This is a genomic window from Streptomyces sp. NPDC058295 (assembly GCF_042880655.1).
GTDB lineage: Bacteria > Actinomycetota > Actinomycetes > Streptomycetales > Streptomycetaceae > Streptomyces > Streptomyces coriariae.
The window spans coordinates 46,888-68,578 of sequence record NZ_JBHVYO010000011.1; the positions used below are offsets into that span (position 1 = coordinate 46,888).

Annotated in this window: 19 protein-coding genes and 1 riboswitch; of the genes, 9 read left to right on the forward strand and 10 right to left on the reverse strand. The window is 69.7% G+C overall.

Annotation, left to right across the window (positions count from 1 at the left end):
* Window positions 1-4: 4 nt before the first annotated feature.
* Window positions 5-1,084, reverse strand: a complete 1,080-nt coding sequence (gene hisC, locus ACFVYS_RS14060) for a histidinol-phosphate transaminase (RefSeq protein WP_389501877.1) — start codon at window positions 1,082-1,084, stop codon at window positions 5-7.
* A gap of 413 nt (window positions 1,085-1,497) precedes the next feature.
* Between hisC and ACFVYS_RS14065 the strand changes: the two genes are divergently transcribed.
* The 3 genes from ACFVYS_RS14065 to ACFVYS_RS14075 all read left to right on the forward strand — a co-directional run bounded on the left by ACFVYS_RS14065 (window position 1,498) and on the right by ACFVYS_RS14075 (window position 5,344).
* Window positions 1,498-2,610 carry a LacI family DNA-binding transcriptional regulator gene (locus tag ACFVYS_RS14065; RefSeq protein ID WP_078616089.1) on the forward strand — a complete coding sequence of 371 codons (1,113 nt, stop codon included), beginning with the start codon at window positions 1,498-1,500 and terminating at the stop codon, window positions 2,608-2,610.
* A 568-nt stretch (window positions 2,611-3,178) separates the two neighbouring features.
* A complete protein-coding gene (locus ACFVYS_RS14070) occupies window positions 3,179-4,264 on the forward strand; it encodes a metallophosphoesterase (protein ID WP_389501879.1) in 1,086 nt (361 codons plus the stop codon).
* A 204-nt stretch (window positions 4,265-4,468) separates the two neighbouring features.
* Window positions 4,469-5,344, forward strand: coding sequence for a hypothetical protein (locus ACFVYS_RS14075; RefSeq protein WP_389501881.1), 876 nt, complete (start codon window positions 4,469-4,471; stop codon window positions 5,342-5,344).
* A 260-nt stretch (window positions 5,345-5,604) separates the two neighbouring features.
* On the opposite strand, the gene ACFVYS_RS14080 is transcribed toward ACFVYS_RS14075, so the two are convergent.
* The 3 genes from ACFVYS_RS14080 to thiC all read right to left on the reverse strand — a co-directional run bounded on the left by ACFVYS_RS14080 (window position 5,605) and on the right by thiC (window position 9,995).
* The gene (locus ACFVYS_RS14080; protein ID WP_389501883.1) at window positions 5,605-7,056 is read right to left on the reverse strand and encodes a VWA domain-containing protein; all 1,452 of its coding nucleotides are present in this window, start codon (window positions 7,054-7,056) and stop codon (window positions 5,605-5,607) included.
* Complete coding sequence (locus ACFVYS_RS14085) at window positions 7,053-8,048, reverse strand: hypothetical protein (protein WP_389501885.1); 996 nt, start codon at window positions 8,046-8,048, stop codon at window positions 7,053-7,055. Before ACFVYS_RS14085 ends, ACFVYS_RS14080 begins: the two co-directional genes overlap by 4 nt.
* A gap of 120 nt (window positions 8,049-8,168) precedes the next feature.
* Window positions 8,169-9,995 carry a phosphomethylpyrimidine synthase ThiC gene (gene thiC / locus ACFVYS_RS14090; RefSeq protein ID WP_389501887.1) on the reverse strand — a complete coding sequence of 609 codons (1,827 nt, stop codon included), beginning with the start codon at window positions 9,993-9,995 and terminating at the stop codon, window positions 8,169-8,171.
* Window positions 9,988-10,177: riboswitch (TPP riboswitch) on the reverse strand. It overlaps the preceding gene by 8 nt.
* A 546-nt stretch (window positions 10,178-10,723) precedes the next feature.
* Here thiC and ACFVYS_RS14095 point away from each other — a divergent pair.
* Entirely contained in the window at window positions 10,724-12,331 is a 1,608-nt protein-coding gene (locus tag ACFVYS_RS14095) for a YibE/F family protein (RefSeq protein ID WP_389501889.1), read from the forward strand.
* Between the two features lie 174 nt (window positions 12,332-12,505).
* On the opposite strand, the gene ACFVYS_RS14100 is transcribed toward ACFVYS_RS14095, so the two are convergent.
* The 4 genes from ACFVYS_RS14100 to ACFVYS_RS14115 form a co-directional block, all read right to left on the reverse strand.
* The gene (locus tag ACFVYS_RS14100) at window positions 12,506-12,952 is read right to left on the reverse strand and encodes an SsgA family sporulation/cell division regulator (protein WP_020130693.1); all 447 of its coding nucleotides are present in this window, start codon (window positions 12,950-12,952) and stop codon (window positions 12,506-12,508) included.
* Between the two features lie 100 nt (window positions 12,953-13,052).
* Entirely contained in the window at window positions 13,053-13,916 is an 864-nt protein-coding gene (locus ACFVYS_RS14105) for an IclR family transcriptional regulator (protein ID WP_389501891.1), read from the reverse strand.
* A 197-nt stretch (window positions 13,917-14,113) separates the two neighbouring features.
* The gene (locus ACFVYS_RS14110) at window positions 14,114-14,326 is read right to left on the reverse strand and encodes a DUF5326 family protein (RefSeq protein WP_020130691.1); all 213 of its coding nucleotides are present in this window, start codon (window positions 14,324-14,326) and stop codon (window positions 14,114-14,116) included.
* 305 nt (window positions 14,327-14,631) lie between these two features.
* Window positions 14,632-14,949 carry a cupin domain-containing protein gene (locus ACFVYS_RS14115; RefSeq protein ID WP_020130690.1) on the reverse strand — a complete coding sequence of 106 codons (318 nt, stop codon included), beginning with the start codon at window positions 14,947-14,949 and terminating at the stop codon, window positions 14,632-14,634.
* 58 nt (window positions 14,950-15,007) lie between these two features.
* Here ACFVYS_RS14115 and ACFVYS_RS14120 point away from each other — a divergent pair, with 58 nt between their 5' ends.
* From ACFVYS_RS14120 to ACFVYS_RS14140, 5 genes are all read left to right on the forward strand, one after another.
* Complete coding sequence (locus ACFVYS_RS14120) at window positions 15,008-15,385, forward strand: phage holin family protein (RefSeq protein WP_389501894.1); 378 nt, start codon at window positions 15,008-15,010, stop codon at window positions 15,383-15,385.
* 7 nt (window positions 15,386-15,392) lie between these two features.
* A complete protein-coding gene (locus tag ACFVYS_RS14125; RefSeq protein ID WP_389501895.1) occupies window positions 15,393-15,884 on the forward strand; it encodes a low molecular weight protein-tyrosine-phosphatase in 492 nt (163 codons plus the stop codon).
* Entirely contained in the window at window positions 15,881-17,038 is a 1,158-nt protein-coding gene (locus ACFVYS_RS14130) for a cystathionine gamma-lyase (RefSeq protein ID WP_389501897.1), read from the forward strand. The genes ACFVYS_RS14125 and ACFVYS_RS14130 overlap by 4 nt, the downstream gene beginning before the upstream one ends.
* Window positions 17,039-17,265: 227 nt before the next feature.
* On the forward strand, window positions 17,266-18,171 hold the full coding sequence (locus ACFVYS_RS14135) for a LysR family transcriptional regulator (protein WP_389501898.1): 906 nt from the start codon (window positions 17,266-17,268) through the stop codon (window positions 18,169-18,171).
* 88 nt (window positions 18,172-18,259) lie between these two features.
* Window positions 18,260-18,742 carry an NUDIX domain-containing protein gene (locus ACFVYS_RS14140; RefSeq protein ID WP_057606335.1) on the forward strand — a complete coding sequence of 161 codons (483 nt, stop codon included), beginning with the start codon at window positions 18,260-18,262 and terminating at the stop codon, window positions 18,740-18,742.
* A 40-nt stretch (window positions 18,743-18,782) separates the two neighbouring features.
* On the opposite strand, the gene ACFVYS_RS14145 is transcribed toward ACFVYS_RS14140, so the two are convergent.
* Both ACFVYS_RS14145 and ACFVYS_RS14150 read right to left on the reverse strand, forming a co-directional pair.
* A complete protein-coding gene (locus ACFVYS_RS14145; RefSeq protein WP_389501901.1) occupies window positions 18,783-20,546 on the reverse strand; it encodes a globin domain-containing protein in 1,764 nt (587 codons plus the stop codon).
* A 429-nt stretch (window positions 20,547-20,975) separates the two neighbouring features.
* A complete protein-coding gene (locus ACFVYS_RS14150; protein ID WP_389501903.1) occupies window positions 20,976-21,608 on the reverse strand; it encodes an HAD family hydrolase in 633 nt (210 codons plus the stop codon).
* Window positions 21,609-21,691: the final 83 nt, after the last annotated feature.

A 21,691-nucleotide genomic window follows, 5' to 3' on the forward strand; every position in this document is an offset into this window, starting at 1 on the left:
CTCGCTAGAGCTCGTTGCGGAACCCTTCCGTCACCTTCAGGAAGATGTCGTTCGCCTCGTTCTCCCCGATCGTCACCCGCACTCCCTCGCCCGGGAACGGCCGCACCACGACGCCCGCCTGCTCACAAGCGGCCGCGAAGGGGACCGTGTGCTCGCCGAGCCGCAGCCACACGAAGTTGGCCTGGGTCTCGGGCACCGTCCAGCCCTGCGCGCGCAGCCCCTCGACCACCCGGAGGCGCTCGCACACCAGGGAACCGACCCGGCCGAGCAGCGCGTCCTCGGCACGCAGCGAGGCGATCGCGGCCTCCTGCGCGAGCTGGCTCACACCGAACGGCACCGCCGTCTTGCGCAGGGCCTCCGCCACCGGCTCGTGCGCGATGGCAAAGCCGATGCGCAGGCCGGCCAGGCCGTAGGCCTTGGAGAAGGTCCGCAGGACACAGACATTCGGCCGCTTCCGGTACAGCTCCACGCCGTCCGGCACCTCGGGGTCGCGGATGAACTCCCGGTACGCCTCGTCGAGCACGACCAGCACATCACGCGGCACCCGGTCGAGGAACCGTTCCAGCTCGGCCCGCTTCACCACGGTGCCCGTGGGGTTGTTGGGGTTGCAGACGAAGATCAGCCGGGTCCGCTCGGTGATCGCGTCGGCCATCGCGTCCAGGTCGTGCACATCCCCCGGCGTCAGCGGCACCTGCACCGCCGTCGCGCCGCTGATCTGCGTGATGATCGGGTAGGCCTCGAAGGACCGCCAGGCGTAGATCACCTCGTCGCCGGGACCCGAGGTGGCCTGGACCAGCTGCTGGGCGACACCGACCGAACCGGTGCCGGTTGCCAGGTGAGAGGTGGGGACGCCGAACCGCTCGGACAGCTCGTTGATCAGGACCGTGCAGGCCAGATCCGGGTAACGGTTGAAGGAGGCGGCCGCCGCCGTCACCGACTCCATCACGCCCGGCAGCGGCGGATAGGGGTTCTCGTTGGAGGACAGCTTGTAGGCCACCGGACCACCGCCCGCGGCCGGCTTGCCCGGCTTGTAGGTGGGGATCCCCTCCAGCTCGGCGCGCAGCTTGGGGCTCGTCTCGCTCACCGCAGTCCTCCTCGTGACCACCACCGGCTTCAATACTGCTCACCTTATGAGGATTCGGCGCGGGTGCGTACAGCCGAGCAGGGACCGGCGCCCGAAACGGAGGGACCTCTGCGACTTCTGAGGACGAAGCCGCACGAAGGCGTACGCGCCAGGGGGCGCGCTGCACATATATCTACGCGCCGGTAGTGCACTCCGTGGCGCGCATCCCTCGTGCAGGTGAGTTGAGACCTCTTCGAAACATCGGTGCGTTGGCAGGCTCATCCGTGCCGACGCGTCACGTCTTGGCATTGATGGAGTCAACTACCATTGTTTCCAAGGCACTTGACCCCACTTAGCCTTGCAGAAACGTGCCTGTCAATGCGTGCATATGCGTCCGCCCTACCCCACCGGATGAGCCCTACTATCGGCTCGCCATGACAGCAGCAGGGAAGCACCAGGTGAGCCGCGCGGAAACCTCACGCCGAGGCAGCCGGCCGGGCCGGGCGGGCATCAGGGACGTGGCCGCCGCCGCCGGAGTCTCCATCACGACCGTCTCCGACGCCCTCAACGGCAAGGGCAGGCTTCCGGATGCCACCCGACGCCATGTCCGCGAGGTCGCAGACCGACTCGGCTACCGCCCTTCGGCGGCGGCCCGAACCCTCCGTACCGGCAAGTCCGGCCTGATCGGCCTGACCGTGACGACCTACGGGGATGAACCTTTCACCTTCACCGAGTTCGCCTACTTCGCGGAGATGGCGCGCGCCGCCACCTCGGCCGCGCTCGCCCGCGGCTACGCGCTCGTCATCCTCCCCGCGACCTCGCGCCACGACGTCTGGTCCAACGTGGCTCTGGACGGCACGGTCGTCATCGACCCGTCCGACCAGGATCCGGTGGTCAGCGAGCTGGTCAGGCAGGGCTTACCGGTCGTCTCCGACGGCCGCCCCGCCGGCACGCTCCCGGTCACCGCGTGGGTGGACAACGACCACGAGGCCGCCGTCCTCGACATCCTCGACCACCTGGCCGACGCCGGCGCCCGCCGCATCGGCCTCCTCACCGGCACCACCACGGACACCTACACCCACCTGTCGACCAGCGCCTACCTGCGGTGGTGCGAGCGGGTCGGTCAGGATCCGGTCTACGAGGCCTACCCCGCGCACGACCCGTGCGCGGGCGCCGTGGCCGCCGACCGGCTGCTGGCCCGCCCCGACCGCCCCGACGCCGTCTACGGCCTGTTCGACCCCAACGGCACCGATCTGCTCGCCGCGGCCCGCCGCTACGGGCTGCGGGTCCCCGAGGACCTGCTGATCGTGTGTTGCAGCGAGTCCACGGTGTACGCCAACACCGAGCCGCCCGTCACGACCCTCTCGTTGAAGCCGCGCCGCATCGGTACGGCGGTGGTGCAACTCCTCATCGACGCGATCGAGGGCGAGGAGGCGGACCGCCCGGTCGAGCAGGTCATACCGACCGAACTGTTCGTACGGACCTCTTCGCAGCGACGCCCCCCTCGGACCACGGTCAGCCCACCCCGGGCGCCGGAGGAGAAGTAGCCCGCCGCCGCTCCCCACAGCCGACACCGACGCCACGGTGCGGTTCGTGGGGAGCGGCGGCCTGTTCCGGGGCGGCCGGGGGGCGGGGGTGAGGTCCGTTCGCGGCGGCCGAGGCGGGCGGGCCGGGCAATCCGGGGCTGTAGGGGCGGGGCGGGCCGGGCGGCCGGGCGGGCCGCGTCAACGAAAGTTGGCGGGAGGCACGTACGGGCGATTTCCGGCGGTGCTGGAGACATCAGACGTCGCGTCGGTCACAGCCGCCTCATCGACCTCGCTCCGGCCGCCCAAATCACCCTTGCGCGGCCGATGCCGTCCCCCGCTCCGTCCGACGGAGCAGCCCGCAGGGGTGGGGGGCGGGTGCGGGCAAGGCGCGCGCCGGGTGAGCGCGGACTACCGAAGCCCGGCCCAATCGGGGCGAAAGCCGCGATGAACTGGAGCCTTGCTCCGATTCACCACCCCTGGGTCATCACACGGCACGATCCGCATTCCTATGATGGACGCACGGCACCGCGGGCCGCTGCGACCAGGCAGCCCGAACGGTGCAGATGCGGCGCGATGGTGGAGGGGTCTGATGACTCAGGGGGCCGGTCAGGGACCCGAGGTGGAGCGGACGGCGACGTTGCGCGACTTCCGGGTGCCCGCGTACGTCCACGAGACCGGTCCGTACGACCCCGGCACGGAACCGGGAAACACCGCGCCGCCTCTCGAAGAGCCGCTGGAGCACCCGGACGGCTACACGCCCACCCAGCGCGACCTGCCCGTCATCAACCGGCGCGGCGACACCCTCCAGGTGACCGTGGACCCGGCAGCCGTCCAGGCCCCGCCGGCCGCGACCGGCCCGGGACCGCTGTTCGTCGTCGGCGACGTCCACGGCTACCTCGACGAACTGGTGGCCGCGCTTCAGGAGAAGGGCCTGGTCGACTCCGCAGCCAACTGGTGCGCGGGCACCGCCCGGCTGTGGTTCCTCGGTGACTTCACCGACCGCGGCCCGGACGGCATCGGCGTCATCGACCTCGTCATGCGGTTGTCCGCCGAGGCCGCCGCGGCCGGCGGGTACTGCAAGGCCCTCATGGGCAACCACGAACTGCTGCTGCTCGGCGCCAAGCGCTTCGGCGACACACCCGTCAACTCCGGCGCGGGCACCGCCACCTTCCAGGCGGCCTGGCTGCTCAACGGCGGCCAGAAGTACGACATGGACCGTCTCCAGGATCACCACCTCCAGTGGATGGCCCGCCTCGACGCGGTCGAGGAGGTCGACGGCCATCTGCTCGTGCACTCCGACACCACCGCCTACCTCGACTACGGGGACTCGATCGAGGCGGTCAACGACACCGTCCGCGAGACGATCACGCGCAACGACGCGGACGAGGTGTGGGATCTGTTCCGCAAGTTCACCAAGCGCTTCTCCTTCCGCGACGAGGGCGGCGCCGACGCCGTACGCTCCCTGCTCGATACGTACGGCGGCACCCGCATCGTTCACGGCCACAGCCCGATTCCCTACCTGCTGGGCGAAGTCGGCTCCGAGGACGGCGAGGACAACGGCGGTCCGCACGTCGAGGGACCGCACCTCTACGCGGACGGGCTGGCCATCGCGATGGACGGCGGCGTGACGATGGCCGGAAAACTGCTGGTCCAGCAACTGCCCCTGGAAATCTGAGTATTCCCGGGGCAGTTCCCGGGGCAGAAGTACCCCACTGTGTTCCCGTCGGCGACATCGCAGGCCAGGGGCCAATTTCGGCAAACCCCCTGTCACCTCATGCCGTCACCGCTCTACCATCGGGTTATCCGTAGCAGGCTCCCCTCCGTTTCTGCCCGACGGCTCGTTGGCATGCGAGCCCCAAGCCCTACGGAGCATCGGGGGATGCAGATGAACAGCGTTCCGCAGCACCTGAACAGCGAGGACCGCCAAGAGTACGAGCGGATCCTCGACGAGGCGCTGCGCTCCGCCCCATACCACCCGGAACTGGCCGCAGTCGGACAGCGGCTCAACCCCGAACAACTGCGCACCATGGCGCTCAACGCCTCCGCACTCATCACGGTGGCCGCGGCGGCCGAGTACCAGCACTACGTGAAGGTCCGCGAGGAACTGCGCCACCCCGCGCCGTCCACCCCGTCGTCCCCGTCCGAGACCGGCTCCGCGGAGCCGGGCGCGGCCGCGGTGGGGCTCGCCACCACCATGGGGGAGGCGGTCCAGGCCGCCGAAGCCGCCGGGGCGGGCGCCGTCGCCGCCGTCCTCACCCCCGTCCTCGCCGGGACCGCCGCGTTGATCTTCCTGCTCGTCGGCTACCTCCTCAGGGCGCTGGACCCCGAGCAGGCGTTCGCCCGGACCATGGTCACCGCCGGCTGGACGTTCGGGGCCGTGGCCGTGGCCGCGATCCTCGTCGCCACCGTCGCGCTGCTGCTCACCGCCCTGCGCAACCGGCCCTCCCTGGAGGCCGGACCGTACGGCGAACTGAGCGAGGAGGTCGACCAGGCCCGGGAAGCCTGGCGAGATGCCCTGCTGGAACGCGGCATCCTGCCGTTCCTCCGGGAGGCCCTCGCCGATCCCGGCACGGCGGCCGCTTTGCACACCGACCCGGCGCCACCGGCCCCGACCGGTCGCCTCCCGAAGATCGGCTATGACCGCCCGGGCTTCAGCAGCCCCGACGACGGCCGCTCGACCGGCCCGCGGCCGAGCTTCAGCAGCCCGGACTACAGCAGCCCGGACTTCGGCGGCCCGGAGCACCACCCGGAATAGGCACTCGGCTTGCGCCCCCGCCGACCCCGCCGAGGGGAGCGCAAGCCGTACGCCGGGCGCCGGACGGCTCTGACGGAGAGCCACCCTACGGATCGGTGCTGCCCTGCGGTGCTCAGCGCTGCCCTGTACGGGTCGAAGTCACAGGGGTGGCAGCGCGGAGTCGTACGTCCGGGCTTCCGGGCTTCCCGGCCTTCCGGCTTCCGGCCTCCGGCTTCCGGCTTCCGGCATCCGGCATCCGGCATCCGGCATCCGGCATCCGGTCAGAGAATGCCCGCCCGGCCGGCCGCGGCGATCCAACTGGGGAACTCGGACAGCAGCCGGTCGTAGAGCTCCTGGTCCGGGAGGGTGCTGATGTCGTCCACGGAGAAGAAGCCCACGTTGTCGACGCGGCGTCCGGGCAGTGTGTCGAACCGCTCCAGGACCCCGTAGTTGGACCGGCCCAGCCCCACGAACTGCCAGAAGATCGGCTCCTCGACCGCCGCACGCAGCTCCCGCTCGATCGCCGCGTCGCGGTAGACCCCTCCGTCGGAGAAGAACAGCACCAAGGTCGGGGCGGCCGCCGGATTCTCCCGGACATACGACCTGACCTGGGCGATCGCCTTCTGTTCCTCGTTCTGGATGCCGACCGAGCGCATGTCGACCTGCCCCGGCTCCATCCCCTTGCGCGGCTTCTTGCCTCGCCGGAACAGACTGATCTCACCCACCCGCACATGCAGCCGCAGCCACTCGGGGAGTTCACCCAACCGCAGGTCGGGAAGGCGAGCGGCATCGCTGGCGAAGGTCCAGGCCTGCATCTCGCCGTCGTCGTCGAGTTCTGCCGCCACCGCGGCCATGCGCTCCACGACGTCCGCCACCACACCGCGTGAGTACAGGAACGCCATGGACCCGGAGGCATCGAGGACGAGCACGACCCGCGCGCTGATCCCCACCGCCCCCCGCTTGCTCAGACTGACGGCGACCTGCTCCTTGCGCAGCGACAGCCGCTTGCGCATGTCGACGGGAAGCCGTTCCTCCCCCTTGGTCAGACGGGGGCCCGACGGTGAGGTGGTTGTCGGTGGGGTGGGTGCGGGTGGGGTGATGGTCCATGGGGTGACCGCGGGTGGGGCGACGGCAGGTGGGGTGGCCGCCGGGCGGTACGGAGGGGTTGGGCGGTGCGGTGGGGTGGCCGCCTGCTCCGGCTCGTCGTCGACCGTGATCCCGAAGTCCCTGGCCACCCCCGCGAGCCCGGAGGCGTACCCCTGCCCGACCGCCCGGAACTTCCAGCGCCCCTCGCGCAGGTACAGCTCACCGGCGATGAACGCCGTCTCCGTGTCGGCCTGCATCTCGAAGCGGGCCACTTCGGAGCGCCCGTCACCACCGAAGAGCCTCAACGTCAGGCCGGTCACCTGGCCGAACATGCCCCCGTCGGCCGACGCGCACAACACCACGCGCGTGATGCCGGCCTCCAGGGACCGGAGGTCCACCTGGACGGTGTCGGTCATGACACCGGCTTCGCTCCTCTTGCCGGCGTGCCGCACGGCGCCGGACGCGTGCAGCGGCTGGTTGTAGAAGACGAAGTCCCCGTCGTCACGCACCCGTCCGTCCTGCGCCAGCAGCAACGCCGAGGCATCGATGTCCGGTCCACCGGCCCCTTCGGCCCAGCTGAGTTCGACCCGTACGTCCGGCACGTCGACCGGCAGATTGGCACCCTTGCTCAGGGATCGCGCTGTCATGGAGGCAAGTCTGCCGAGCCGGCGCCCTGGGGCAACCGAACGAGCGCGATGCCTTCCTCCTGGGCGACCGCCAAGAGCGTGCCGTCGGGACGCAGCACCGCGACCGGTGTCGGTATGTGGGTGACTCCAAAGGCACCCACACGGCGTGACACCTTCACCTCGGGCCACTCCGCCAGTACCTCACCGGTGGTGACGTCGATCAGCCGAGGGTGCCCGTGCAAGGAGACGCCGCGACCACCGCCCGCGAGCAGCGTGCCTACCTCGAAATCGGCAGAGCTCCGGTGCAGCCACGCGCGCTGGGACAGTGACCACACCCCGATCTGATGGCGCCCGAGCGAGACGATCCCCTCGTCGTCGAGGAGTTCGTCTCCGGTCGTCACCGCCAGTCGGTCGTCGTCGAGCCAGCAGGCCGACTCCACCTCGGCGTCGATCCCCGGCTGCGTCGGCAACACCCCACGCCCGTCCAGTACGGCCGGGTCCGCCAAGGCGCTCTCCAGATCGAAGACCTCGACGATTCCGTACGGATGCCACACCCAGCCGGCCACCAGCACGTGCCGGCCGTCCCCGCTCACCGACAGCCGGGAATGGAACACGTCCTTCGCCTCGCGGGCGCCGGTGGTGAGCCGCTGCCCTGACGCCGCGTCCTCGATCTGGAGAACGTTGTACTCCTCCGGGCAGTGGACCAGGATCTCCCGGCCGTCCCTCAGGACCCCCAGGGCCACGGGGTAGTCGTAGTCCTCGGCGTGCTCCGGGCTGCGCGTCAGCGCACGGAGGGGGTGCGTGCCCTCCAGCAGCAGCGCTTCGGTCCCCCGTTCCGCATAGACGACGCTGTAGCGGCCGGAGGGGGAGACGACACTTCTGTCGAAGCCGGGGCCGTGATCGGTGGCCGTCCGGCGCTCCACACCATCGGTGCTCCACGCCCGGCCGCCCACCGCATCGACCAGCTCATCGCCCCGCCAGGCCAATGACCGGACCGGCGCCGTCGACTTCATCCACTCCAAGGTCCCTCTCCCCCCGATCGCAACAACGCCCTCTCTCCCCCCTCCGCGCCGGTCGCTGATGGCGCTGTCCCCAGGCCTCGGACCTCCGGGGACAGCGCCGTTCCGCGTACGTCAGTCAGCCAGCGGCAGGTACACCCGGTTCCCGCTCGCCGCGAACTCCTTCGACTTCTCCAGCATGCCCTCGGCGATCTCCTCCGCCGAGGCCCCCTCGGCCGCCCCGGCGCCGAACCGCTCGTTGATGCTCTGGCTGATCTTCATCGAGCAGAACTTCGGCCCGCACATCGAGCAGAAGTGCGCCGTCTTCGCCGGCTCCGCGGGGAGTGTCTCGTCGTGGAACTCCCGTGCCGTGTCAGGATCGAGGGCCAGGTTGAACTGGTCCTCCCAGCGGAACTCGAAGCGGGCGTCCGACAGCGCGTCGTCCCATTCCTGCGCACCGGGGTGCCCCTTGGCGAGGTCGGCTGCGTGGGCGGCGATCTTGTAGGTGATGACACCGGTCTTGACGTCGTCACGGTTGGGCAGGCCCAGATGCTCCTTGGGCGTGACGTAGCAGAGCATCGCCGTGCCCCACCAGGCGATCATCGCGGCACCGATGCCGGAGGTGATGTGGTCGTACGCCGGCGCGACGTCCGTCGTCAGCGGGCCGAGCGTATAGAACGGAGCTTCATCACAGATCTCCTGCTGAAGGTCGATGTTCTCCTTGATCTTGTGCATCGGGACATGGCCCGGGCCTTCGATCATCGTCTGAACATGGAAACGCTTCGCGACCCGGTTGAGTTCCCCGAGGGTCCTCAACTCCGCGAACTGAGCCGCGTCGTTGGCGTCCGCGATGGAACCCGGCCGCAGGCCGTCGCCCAGCGAGTACGTGACGTCGTAGGCGGCGAGGATCTCGCAGAGTTCCTCGAAGTTCTCGTAGAGGAACGACTCCTTGTGGTGCGCGAGGCACCAGGCCGCCATGATCGAGCCGCCCCGGGACACGATGCCGGTCTTGCGGTTGGCGGTGAGCGGGACGTACGAAAGGCGGACACCGGCGTGGACCGTCATGTAGTCCACGCCCTGCTCGGCCTGCTCGATGACGGTGTCCTTGTAGATCTCCCAGGTCAGCTCCTCGGCGCGGCCGTCGACCTTCTCCAGCGCCTGGTACAGCGGCACCGTGCCGATGGGAACGGGGGAGTTGCGCAGCACCCACTCGCGGGTGGTGTGGATGTTGCGGCCGGTCGACAGGTCCATGACCGTGTCGGCGCCCCAGCGGGTCGCCCAGGTCATCTTCTCGACCTCCTCCTCGATGGAGGACGTCACCGCCGAGTTGCCGATGTTGGCGTTGACCTTCACCAGGAACCGCTTGCCGATGATCATCGGCTCGATCTCCGGGTGGTTGACGTTGGCCGGCAGCACGGCGCGGCCCGCCGCGATCTCCTCGCGAACCACCTCGGGGGAAACGTTCTCTCGGATGGCCACGAACTCCATCTCGGGTGTGATCTCCCCCCGGCGCGCATACGCGAGCTGGGTGACCGCCTCGCCGTCCCGCCCGCGGCGCGGCAGGCGCGGCCGGCCAGGGAAGACCGCGTCGAGGTTACGCAGCCCGCCGCGCGGTGAGGTGTGCTTGAGTCCGTCGTCCTCGGGACGGACCGGCCGGCCCGCGTACTCCTCGGTGTCGCCCCGGGCGATGATCCAGTTCTCGCGCAACGGCGACAGGCCCCTGCGGACCTCCGTCTCGACGAGTGGATCGGTGTACGGGCCGGAGGTGTCGTACAGGCTGACCGACTGCCCGTTGGTGAGATGCACCTGACGAACCGGCACCTGTAGATCGGGGCGGGTGCCCTCGACGTACCCCTTGTGCCAGCCGATGGACTTCCCGGCCTCCGAGGCATTCACGTCGACCGTGCTTTCGCTGGTCGCGTGCTGCGTGAAGGCAGGCGTGCGTGCGTCCTTGTTGGTCATGAGACCTACTCCCTACGCCGGCATTACCCGGTAACAGGTTCGGCGGTCGACGCAGCGGCTACCGCCTGCCGATGTTTCATGTGAAACATCACTCGATTCGAGAGACGTTCCACGTGAGACATCGCGAAGACGGAGGTCAGCGCCCTCTCAGCCCGGTGCTCCGAGCTCCCGCGTGTGCAAAGGTTGTCTCCACGCTAGCGTCAATTCTGGCGCGGTGAACAGAGGGCCCGTGTCGTTCTTGCGATGATCGGTCGGTGACCACGACACACCAGCCCCCGTACCCGCCGCCCGAGCCGCCCCGCCGACCGGGCGCCGGCAGCGGTCCCGGCAATGGCTCCGGCAATGGCTCCGGAAGCGGTTCTGCCGGCGGCCCCAGAGGGGACCGCGACTCCGGCAACGGTCACGATCACCCGCGCAGTCCCGACCACGGGCCGGGATACGCAGGCGGCCTCGGCGGACTGAGACGTGCCGGAACCCCTGGCGGGCAACGCCCCCGCCCGATCGAGGGCCGCGGGGCAGGCCCGGGGACGCAGTCGGGACCGGGGGCGCGGTCTGGGTCGGGGGCGGGAAGCGGCCTGGGCTACGGCAACGGTCCAGAGCCCGGGACCCGCCGGGGATACCGGAGCGGGCAGGAGTACCGCAGCGGGCAAGGGCCCGAGAACGACCAGGGATACGGGGACGGCCAGGGATACGGGAACGGCCGCGGGTACGACGACGGGGATGGGTCCGTGCCCGGGCAGGAGTACGGACCCGACCATGATTCCGGCCCTCGTCCCGGCCCGGGCCCTCGTCCTGAACGTGGCTCTGGTCCTGTTCCTGGTTCTGGTCCCGGCCCTGGTGACGGATATGGCTTCGACCGCGAACACGGTCATGGGCAGAGTCACGACGGCGGTCATGGCGGTGGCCCCGGGAACGGTTCCGGAGAGGGCCACGGCGGCGGACACGGCCATGGCCCGGGCGACGGGCACGGTTCCGGATCCGGTTCCGACGGCGGGCACGGGCATTCGCACAGCCACAGTCACGGCCCGGCCGCCCCTGTCTCCCAGCACCTGCGCAAGGTCATCGCGGCCATCCTCATCCCGTTCGGTGCCGCGGTACTGGTGGGGCTCGTGGTGCTGTGGCCCGGCGGAGCCCCTGCGCACGAGCGCACCGGAGTCGGCTTCGACCGGCAGACCCAGCAGGCCACGGTCACCAAGGTCGTGAGCTTGAGCTGCGCGTCGGTGAACGCCTCGGGTGACACCCCTACCGGCCACACCTCCACGGCCGAGGGCTCCTCCGCGCAGCAGCAGGCGGGCGGCACCTGCAAGAGGGCCACGATCCGGGTGGACACCGGCGACGACAAGGGCCGTACGTTCACGGAGATCGTCCAGCCCGACCAGTCACGGCAGTTGGAGCAGGGCGAGAAGGTCGTGGTCGCCTACGAGCCCTCCGCGCCGAAGGATCTCCAGTACTCGGTGACCGACGTGAACCGCCGCATCCCCATGGCGGTCCTGGCGATCATCTTCGCGGTCGCCGTCGTGGTCGTCGGGCGGCTGCGGGGCGTCATGGCGCTGGTCGCGCTGGCCATCAGCTTCATGGTGCTGAACTTCTTCGTGCTGCCCGCGATCCTCCAGGGGTCGAACCCGCTGGTCGTGGCGGTGGTGGGGTCGAGCGCCATCATGCTGATCGCGCTGTATCTCTGCCACGGGCTCTCGGCCCGCACCTCCGTCGCGGTGCTCGGCACGCTGATCTCGCTCCTGCTGATCGGCGTCCTCGGCTCGCTGTTCATCGACTGGGCCGCGCTGACCGGCAACACGGACGACAACACCGGCCTGATCCACGGCCTGTACCCGTCGATCGACATGAGCGGTCTGCTGCTGGCCGGCATCATCATCGGCTCGCTCGGCGTCCTCGACGACGTGACGGTCACTCAGACCTCGGCGGTCTGGGAACTGCACGAGGCCAACCCCGCCATGGGCTGGCGCGGCCTGTACCGGGCCGGCATCCGCATCGGCCGCGACCACATCGCGTCCGTGGTCAACACGCTCGTCCTCGCCTACGCCGGTGCCGCGCTGCCGCTGTTGCTGCTCTTCTCGATCGCGCAGAGCAGCGTGGGCAGCGTCGCCAACAGCGAACTGGTGGCCGAGGAGATCGTGCGCACCCTGGTGGGCTCGATCGGCCTGGTCGCCTCCGTGCCCGTCACCACGGTCCTGGCGGCCCTGGTGGTCTCCGCCGACCGGACAGGCCCTGGAAAGGCACCCGTGACGGCTCCGGAAGCGACTCCTGCGGCTCCGGCTGCGGCGGCCGCGGGCAGCGCCCAGACCCGGGGCGGCCGGGGCAGGCGGCGCAAGCGCTGAGGCGGGAGGGCGCCCGAGTGCTGACCACACCGGCCGACTCGGGCGCACGCCTCACTCCGCTCGACAGGGCCGTTCGGCGCCTGCGCCACCCCCTGAAGAAGCGTTCCTGCACAACACCGACCGCAGCGAAGCCTTCGCCACACCCGCTTCGCCACCACTCGCATCGCCCTCACGTCAGCCGGCGCTCTGCTCCTCCGCCAGGATCCGGTCCAACGCCTCGTCCAGATGCGCATCGAAATCGGCGAGAGCACCCTCCTGGCCCAGCGGGACCAGCTTGTCGGTGCGGTCGAGGAAGGCCACGAGCGGGGCGGCCGAGGAGCGGAACAGGGCCTGGTCACCACCGACCTGAAGCCGGATCAGGACCTCCCCCAGCACATCGGGATCCACCGGCGAGACACGAACGTCCCCTTCGCCGCACGGCCTGCCCACACCGTCGATGAGCAACTCCCGCCCGAAAGCCCAGGTCACCGGGGCATCACCGGGCAGATGGAAGGTGAGTCGCACGGCATAGGGATCGCACGACTCGTAACCCAGCTCCACCGGAATGCGGAACGAGAGCTCCTCGGAGACGAGGAAGCTCATCATGACCTCTGCCTGTACTGCCTGTACGGACTCGCGCATCGCCTTACCTCGTCATTTGCCGCCGACTGGCCGGGAATGGACCTTCTGACACTGCACGCATCTTGCTGAAAGTACACAACAGATCACAAGGAGTGAGTTTTCAGATACTGATAGAGATCGCCAGCGACCCCAGCAGCCGTCCGATCTCGCTCTGAAGTTGCCGGGCGGCCGGCAGCAACCGGTCGGCGTGGTGGGCGGGCAGAGAGATCGCCATCGTGGACGCCGTGGTGCCCACAGTGATCGGGACGGCGGCGCACACCGTGCCCAACGCGTACTCCTGCCGTTCGACGACCGGTTCCATACGCCGCATGCGCTCCAGGCGCCGCAGCAGGGTGTGGTTGTCGCGCACGGTGTACGGGGTGATCGACTCCGCGGGGTAGCGGGCCAGGTGGTCGCGGCGGGCGTCCTCGTCCAACTGGGACAGCAGACACTGGCCGATGGCGTGCGCGTGTCCGGTCTCGCCGAAGTCGGCCCACTCCTCGACCGCCGGATTGCCCGGGGTGTCCGAGACGCACATGATCTCGATCTCGCCGTCGCGGTATCTGGCGTAATACACCGGAACACCGATCGAATCGCGCCACTGGGCGAGGGTGTCGGCGACCGTGCTGCGACGTTTCTGCGCGGCTCCGCTCCTGCCGAGCCGCTCAGCCGCCTCGCCGAGGAAGAACAGCCCTCTGTCGCGTCGCAGATAGCCCTCGTGCACGAGGGTGCGCAGCAGGTGGTAGGCCGTGGGCAGCGCGAGTCCGGTCTCGCGGGCGAGCTGTTTGGCCGGAGCCCCGTACTCGTGCTCCGCGACGGATTCCAGCAGCCGCATGGCGCGCTGGACGGAGCCGATCAGGGTGGCCGCGGGGTGTGGATGCTCGGGGGTGGTCGTGTTCGGTGGGCGTTGCAGCGGGGGTGCGGCGGACCGCGGCCGGGCGGGGGGTGCGAACGGTTCTGCCGATGCGGTGTCAACCATGACCATGGGTCACTTCCGAAGCGCGAGGGGGAGGTCCGTGCGGGGACACGGGAGGGGGTGTGCGCCACTCGCGGGGGTCCGTCCCCGCGACGAGTTCCGGACTTTAACCGTCTGCCACCGCGTACAGACGGGCTGTCAGGGAAACTTCCCCCGGCCGAGGGAACAGGCGATTCCTGTTACCGCTCACCGGCCTCCCGCACCGCTCACCAGTCGCTGCGCGAGGAGGAACTCGAAGTGAACTTCCTTACGACGTAGATCAGTCCGCCGACCAGCGCCACGAAGACCAGCAGCTTGAAGAGCAGACCGATCACGAATCCGACGACGCTGGCTATGAGGCCACCGAACACGACCAGGGCGATGACCGGCACCGCGACCCACTTCACCCACCACGGCATTCCCGCGAAGATCTCTCGCATGGCCCTTGTCCTCATCCTCTTCGTTCGATCTCCGGCACCCCTGTCGGGCCGGAGCGATTCGATGTCCTGCCGCCGATGCTAGGTCCGAAGAGGGTGCCGACGGGGGTCTCGCACCCCTTGTCCTCCCCTGACCGAACCCCTAGGGAACCCCGAGACCGCTGGTCAATCAGCGGTCGGACACGCCCCGGTCAGACGCCGCACAGGCACCGTACGGACCTGCTCAGGACGGACTCCGGGTGGACTCCGGGTGGACTCCGGGTGGACTCCGGGTGGCCTCATGACGGACGGTCTCCGGACGGAGGAGTTCAGCCCTCGGCCGGCGAGAAGACGACCAGGACCCGAAGGTCCTCGCTGATGTGATGGAACTTGTGGGCGACCCCGGCCGGGACGTACACCACACTGCCCCGCGCCACCTGAGTCGTCTCCAGACCGACAGTGATCGAGGCGCGCCCGCTCACGACGAAGTACACCTCGTCCTGGTTGTGCGGATTCTGTGGATCATGCGCGCCGGCGTCGAGCGCGTACAGCCCGACCGACATGTTCCGTTCACGCAGAAACTGCAGGTAGGCACCGTCGTTGGCGGCTCGCTCCGCCTCCAGTTCATCCAACCGGAATGCCTTCATCGACCTAGTCCGCCCTCGTCCGGTGCTCGTTCTCGATCTCTCTGCCACGATCAGACACATGAAGAATTTCGTAGTCAAGACGATCGCCAACGCGGGCGCCCTGGCGGTCGCCGTCTGGCTGCTCGACAAGATCACCCTGACCGGTGACAGCACGGGCAAGAAGATCGGCACCCTCATAGTCGTCGCACTGCTTTTCGGCCTGGTGAACGTCCTGGTCAAGCCGATCGTGAAGGTACTGACCTTCCCCTTGTTCATCCTCACCCTCGGCCTGATCACCCTGGTGGTCAACGCCCTGATGCTGCTGTTGACCTCGTGGCTGGCCGACAAGGTCGACCTGAGCTTCCACGTGGAGGGCTTCTGGACCGCGGTCCTGGGCGGCCTGATCATTTCCGTCGTCTCCTGGGCCCTCAACGTCGTCATGCCGGACGGCGACTGAGGCCGCGATGACCTACCGCGTCTGTTTCGTCTGCACCGGCAACATCTGCCGCTCGCCGATGGCCGAGTCGGTCTTCCGCGCGCGCGTGGACGACGCCGGTCTCGAGGGACTGGTCGAGATCGAGAGCGCCGGCACGGGTGACTGGCACGAGGGCGAGGACGCCGATCCTCGTGCCCGCTCCGTCCTGGAGGAGCACGGGTACACCCTCGACCACACGGCCCGGCGTTTCGAGCCGTCGTGGTTCGCCCGCCTCGACCTCGTCATAGCCCTCGACGCCGGCCATCTCGAGGCCCTGCGCCTCCTCGCACCCGCCGAGGAGGACGCGGCGAAGATACGGCTGCTTCGGTCCTACGCTCCCGCGGCAGCCGACGACCTCGACGTCCCCGACCCGTACTACGGGGGTCTGAGCGGCTTCGAGGAGTGCCTTGAGATGGTGGAGGAGGCGAGCGCCGGTCTGCTCGCCGCCGTACGAGACGACGTGGAAGGGCAAGTGTCATGAGCGGATCCGCCACCGACGGAGAGCTTTCCAGAGGTCCCGGCGAGGGCACGCGCGCGGTGCGGGCGGGGCTGCCCGAGCCGGTGAAGTACGAGCCGACCCTTCCCGGGCCGGTGTTCGCAGCGCACTTCCACCTGCCGGGCGAGCCCACGGGCCCGTACACCTACGGTCGTGACGAGAACCCGACCTGGACCCACCTGGAGCACGCCATCGGCGAGCTCGAGGCGCCGGGCCAGGACGACGTCGAGACGCTCGCCTTCGCCTCCGGCATGGCCGCGATCTCGTCGGTGCTGTTCTCCCAGCTGAAGGCCGGGGACACCGTCGTGCTGCCCGACGACGGCTACCAGGCGCTGCCCCTGGTGCGCGCGCAGTTGGAGGCGTACGGCATCGAGGTACGCACCGCGCCGACCGGCGGCGACGCCCAGCTGAACGTCCTGGACGGCGCGAAGCTGCTGTGGATCGAGTCCCCCTCGAACCCCGGGCTCGACGTGTGCGACATCCGGCGGCTCGTCGAGGCGGCACACGCGCGTGGCGCTCTGGTGGCTGTGGACAACACGCTCGCCACCCCGCTCGGGCAGCGCCCGCTGGAACTCGGCGCCGACTTCTCGGTGGCCAGTGGCACCAAGCAGCTCACGGGTCACGGCGACGTCCTCCTCGGCTATGTCACCGGGCGGGCCGGTACGCCGATGACAGCCGTACGGCGCTGGCGCAAGATCGTCGGGGCGGTCCCCGGGCCCATGGAGGCCTGGCTCGCGCACCGGTCGATCGCCACCCTTCAGTTGCGCGTGGAGCGGCAGAACACCACCGCCATGGCCGTGGCCGGGGCACTGCGGGGGAGGCCCGAGGTGAGCGGGCTGCGGTACCCGGGGCTGCCGGACGACCCGTCCCACAAGGTCGCCTCGCAGCAGATGCGTCGCTACGGGTGCGTGATCTCCTTCACGCTGTCCACGCGCGCGCACGCCGAGCGTTTTCTCGATGCCCTGCGGCTCGTGGACGACGCGACGAGCTTCGGCGGGGTGCGGTCGACCGCGGAGCGGCGCGGGCGCTGGGGTGGGGACGCGGTGCCGGAGGGCTTCATCCGGCTGTCCGTCGGCGCCGAGGACCCCGAGGACCTGGTGGCGGATGTGCTGCGCGCGCTGGAGGAGTCGGCGCGGTGACCGCCTTACGGACCCCCCGTCGGGACCCCGCTACGCACAACGGACGGTCCGAACCTCCCCCCTCGTGGCTCGGACCGTCCTCGGTTCTGCGCGCGAAGAACCGCGCGCACAAGGCTAGTTGACTCTGTGTCAGTGTCCAATCACAGTAGCGACAGAGACCTATCGACTTATTTATAGTTGGGCCCTGCCGCAGAGCTGGAGAAAGGCGGGGAAAGGGAGGACGCTCCGTGGATCTGGCCTTGCTGCGCACCTTCGTGACCGTGCACCGGGCCGGCTCATTCACTCGCGCCGCCGCGCTGCTGGGACTGTCCCAGCCGGCCGTCACCTCACAGATCCGCACGCTGGAGCGGCAGCTCGGCCGCCCCCTGTTCCTGCGGCAGGCCCGCGGCGTGACGCCGACGAGCATCGGCGACGAACTCGCCCACAAGGCCGCTCCCCATCTCGACGCCCTGGTGGAGATCGCCGGAACCGGCCCCGACGACGAGTCCGCCGGGCGGACGCTGCATCTCGCAGGGCCTCCCGAATTCACCGCCGAGCGGGCCCTTCCCGCGCTCACCGAGCTGTCCGGCGACGACGGTCAGGGGTTCGCCCTGCGCGCCTCCTTCGGCAACGCCGAGGAGGTCCTGGACGGCCTGGCCGCCGGCCACCACGACCTGGCCATCAGCACGGCGCGACCGCGCGGGGCGCTGCTCACGGCTACTCCGCTGTGCGACGAGGAGCACGTCCTGGTCGCCGCTCCGCAGTGGGACGAGCGGATCGATGCCGGGAAGCTGTGCCGCGAGGGCGCGACCGCGCTGGAGAACCTCCCGGTCGTCGAGGTCCACGAGTCCCTGCCCCTCGTCTCCCGCTACTGGGCCTCCGTCTTCGACTCGCGCCCCGCCGCCTCGGGCACCGTCATCGTGCCCGATCTGCGCGCGGTCCTCGCGTGTGCTCTCGCGGGTGCCGGTCTGGCGGTCCTGCCCCGCTATCTGTGTGCGGCCGCTCTGGAACGCGGTGACATCGTCGCGCTGCACGAGCCGGCGGTGCCGCCGCTACGGACGTACGTTCTCGTGGCGCGCACAGGAACGCTGGCGACGCCGCATATCGCCCGGGCTCACGAATGGCTGCTGGGCGCGGCCACCGCGTGGTACTGACCCGGTTTCCACCTGGTGGCAGGGAATGATCTCCTCCGGTGTCCTCTCACGATGTTTCACGTGGAACCAGCCGGGCCACATTTCTCCCATGACCGTCCGACCCGTGGTCAAGCGCACCGCACGAGCCGTTCTGCTGGACGGCGACAATCTGATCCTGATCAAGCGCACCAAGCCCGGTGTGGATCCCTACTGGGTCACGCCCGGTGGCGGGGTCGAACCTGATGACGCGACCGTGGTGGACGCCTTGCACCGCGAGGTGCACGAGGAACTCGGCGCCAAGATCACCGACGTGGTGCCCTGCTTCGTCGACACCGTCGAGCACATCGGTGACGACGGGGGCGCGACCGGCGTGAAGGTGCAGCACTTCTTCGTCTGCCGTCTGGAGTCCATGGACCCGGCCCTGCGGCACGGCCCGGAGATCGAGGAACCCGCCGGCGAGTACGAGATCGTCCGGGTGCCGTTCACCCGGGTCGGGATCGCCTCCGTCCACCTCGTACCGCTGTCGCTGCGGCACTACCTCGACGGCAACATCGAGGGCGTCCGCGCCATGCACGCGCCCGACCTCGGCTGAGGGGCTGAGCCCGGCCGGGGGCTGCCCCCGGGGCGCCGGGTCAGCTCCCCGCTGCGACGAGTTCCTCGACCGAGTCGTGCCGTATGCGCTCCGAGGGGATGCCGACGCCCCGCAGCGCGTCCACCCCGCTACGGATCATGCCGGGCGGACCGGCGACATAGGCGTCGTACTCGGCCCAGGGTCCGAAGGTGCGTATCGCGTCGGGCAACTGGAGCAGACCGTGCCGGTCGACCACCGGGCGGACCTCCAGCCAGGGGTGGGACTGCTGGAGCCGGAGCATCGTGTCGATGTCGTACAGGTCGTGGTCGCTGCGCGCGCCGTAGAGCACCTCGACGGGGCGCCGCGTGCCGTGCTCGGCGACATCCTCGACCAGCGCCTTGATGGGGGCTATGCCGGTGCCACCGCCCAGGCAGAGCAGCCCGCTGTTCCTGGTGTGGTCGACGGTCATCGAACCGGCCGGGGGACCGAGCCGGACGACGTCGCCGGGCCGGGCGCGGTGCACCAGGGCACTGGAGACCCAGCCCGCGGGGACGGCCTTCACATGGAACGCCAGCAGGCCGTCTGAGCGCGGTGCCGAGGCGAAGGAATAGTGCCGCCAGATCCGCGGCCACCACGGCGTCTCCAGGCTCGCGTACTGCCCGGCGAGGAAGGGGTAGGGCTGGTGGGGACGGACGGTGAGGACCGCCACGTCCGGCGTTCTGAGGTCGTGCGTGACGACCTCCGCGTACCACCAGGGCGGGGCGCGCAGTTCGTCCACGGCCGCCGCGTCGATCATGACCTGGGAGATCGTGGTGTAGGTCCGGACCCAGGCCGCCTCCGTCTCGGCGTTCCACACGGCGCCCGCGTACTTGCTCAGCGCGCCGATGAGGCACTCGCCGACGGCGGGATAGTGCTCGGCCCTGGTGCCGTACTTACGGTGACCACGGCCCAGGTTCTGGAGGTATTCGACGAGGACCGCTCTGTTGTCCACGTGCTCGGCGGCGGTGAGCAGTGCCTTGAGCAGCCGGTCCCGTTGGGCGTCCATCGCGGGCGGGAACAGCGAGCGCAGGTCGGGGTGGCGGACGAACAGCAGCGCGTAGAAGTACGACGTGACCTTGTCGGCCACCGGGGCCACCTCGGCCATCGTGCGCCGGATGAGGACGGCGTCCGGAGACGCGTTGCCGACAGGCGACGGCCCTTGGGCGGACACCAGGGAATCGACGGACGAGGCGGTGACCTGTCGTTCGGCCGAACGGGACTCGGTGAGCACGGCCCGCTGGGGGGTCCCTGCCACTTCCGCGGACACCGGCGGCTGCGGCTGCGACTGCTGTGTCAGCGGCAGCGACGACGGCGACGGTAGGGCCGCCCGCTGCTGGACGGGTGCCCCAGGTTCTGCGCGGCCTCGAGAGGCGTCGGTTGTCGCGCACGGGGCCTGCGCCTCGGGCGGGGCCGGTGGCCGAGACGGCACGAAGGGTGGTGTCTCGGCGGGGTGGTGGCCCTCGACGGGGGATTCCTGCCAGGGCGGCGACGGGGGCGGTGCGCTCGCGGGGGCGGTCGTCGCGTCGTCAGGGGCAGGCGGGTCCGGGTGTATTCGGTGCTCGACGTCCGTGGTGCCGCCCTGGGGCGCCTCGCCGTGGGAGTCGACCGCGTTCCTGCCCACGGGGCGCAGTGCGGCCAGACGACTGCCCTCGGAAGCCCCTTGCTCACCCCGCGGAGCCGGCTCCGGCTGCTTGCGCGGTGCGAACCATCCGTCCCCGCCGTCGGACATGCCGTTGTCGGCCGACCTGCTGGTCGGAGCGTCCATGGTGTGCCTCGCCTCGAACATCTTTCGGTCGGTCTGCGCACTTCCTGGATCGGAAGGTGCCTGCTTCCCCCGCAGACGGCTTGCCTTTCCGTTCGGTTCCACGGCGAGGACCGCCACGGTCCACCCGAATTTCCCGTCCGTATGCACACGTGGGGCGGGTGTGCGAGGTTGGGGCGGCACTCTCACCGCAGCATCCCATCCTGTCCGGGCGCCTCGGTCACATCACCGGAAATGCGGGTCTTCGATCTCTCCGTCCCGTTAGGCTGCATTGCCCTGTTCTCGGCTCGCGCGGAATGTCTGCACCGCGTCGCGCGCACTTCGTCCCGGAAGCGAACCGAAGTCGACCATACCGGCCGCCGTCCGCCACACAAGTTCCCCCCTTCCGTCCCCGGAACCTGCTCGGTACGCGAACCGCGGGTTCTCTTCAATCCGGGGTCAATGAGGGGTCAATCAGCCATCGTGGCCCACCAATTCATAGGCATCCCACAGGTCCTTCCCTACGTAGGAGTGGGTCGCGAGGCCCGCCAGATGGCGGTCCGAGTTGACCGCGACAGAGACCGGCACGGCCCCGAACAGATCCTTGTCGGAGAGCGAATCGCCGTAAGCGACACAGTCGTTCCGCGCCACTCCGAACTCCGCACAGAGTCGGTCGGCGATCAGCACCTTCGCCGCAGCGCTCAGCACTCCCGCCGGGTCCATGGGCTCGGTGAAAGGGACCGCCGGGAATCGCGACCCATACGTCGCGTGGGCGCCCCACCCGGTGAGTCTTTCCACGAAGAAGGAAGGCGAGAGCGACACGACCGCGCAGTACTCCCCTCTGCGCCCTATCTCGGCCCAGACATCACGGATGCGTGCCAGCCACGGCGCTCCTTCGAACGCCGCCGTCACATGCTCCTCGGTGAGCTGCGTCCAGAGTTCGTACACCTGCGCCGCGTACTCCGGCGGGCCGATCAACCCCGCCGAGATCGACTGTTCCAGCACCGCTGTCTCGGCCTCCAGGCCGAGTTGACGCGAGATCTCCAAGGGAGCGGACGTCCCGTGCAGCAGCGTGCCGTCAAGGTCGAAGAGGTGAAGTCTCGCCATGGCCCGAGGCTAACGGGCAGGCCAGATACTTCCCTGACAGTGCCTCTCCCGAGCTGCCGTTCGCCCCTGTTTCACGTGAAACA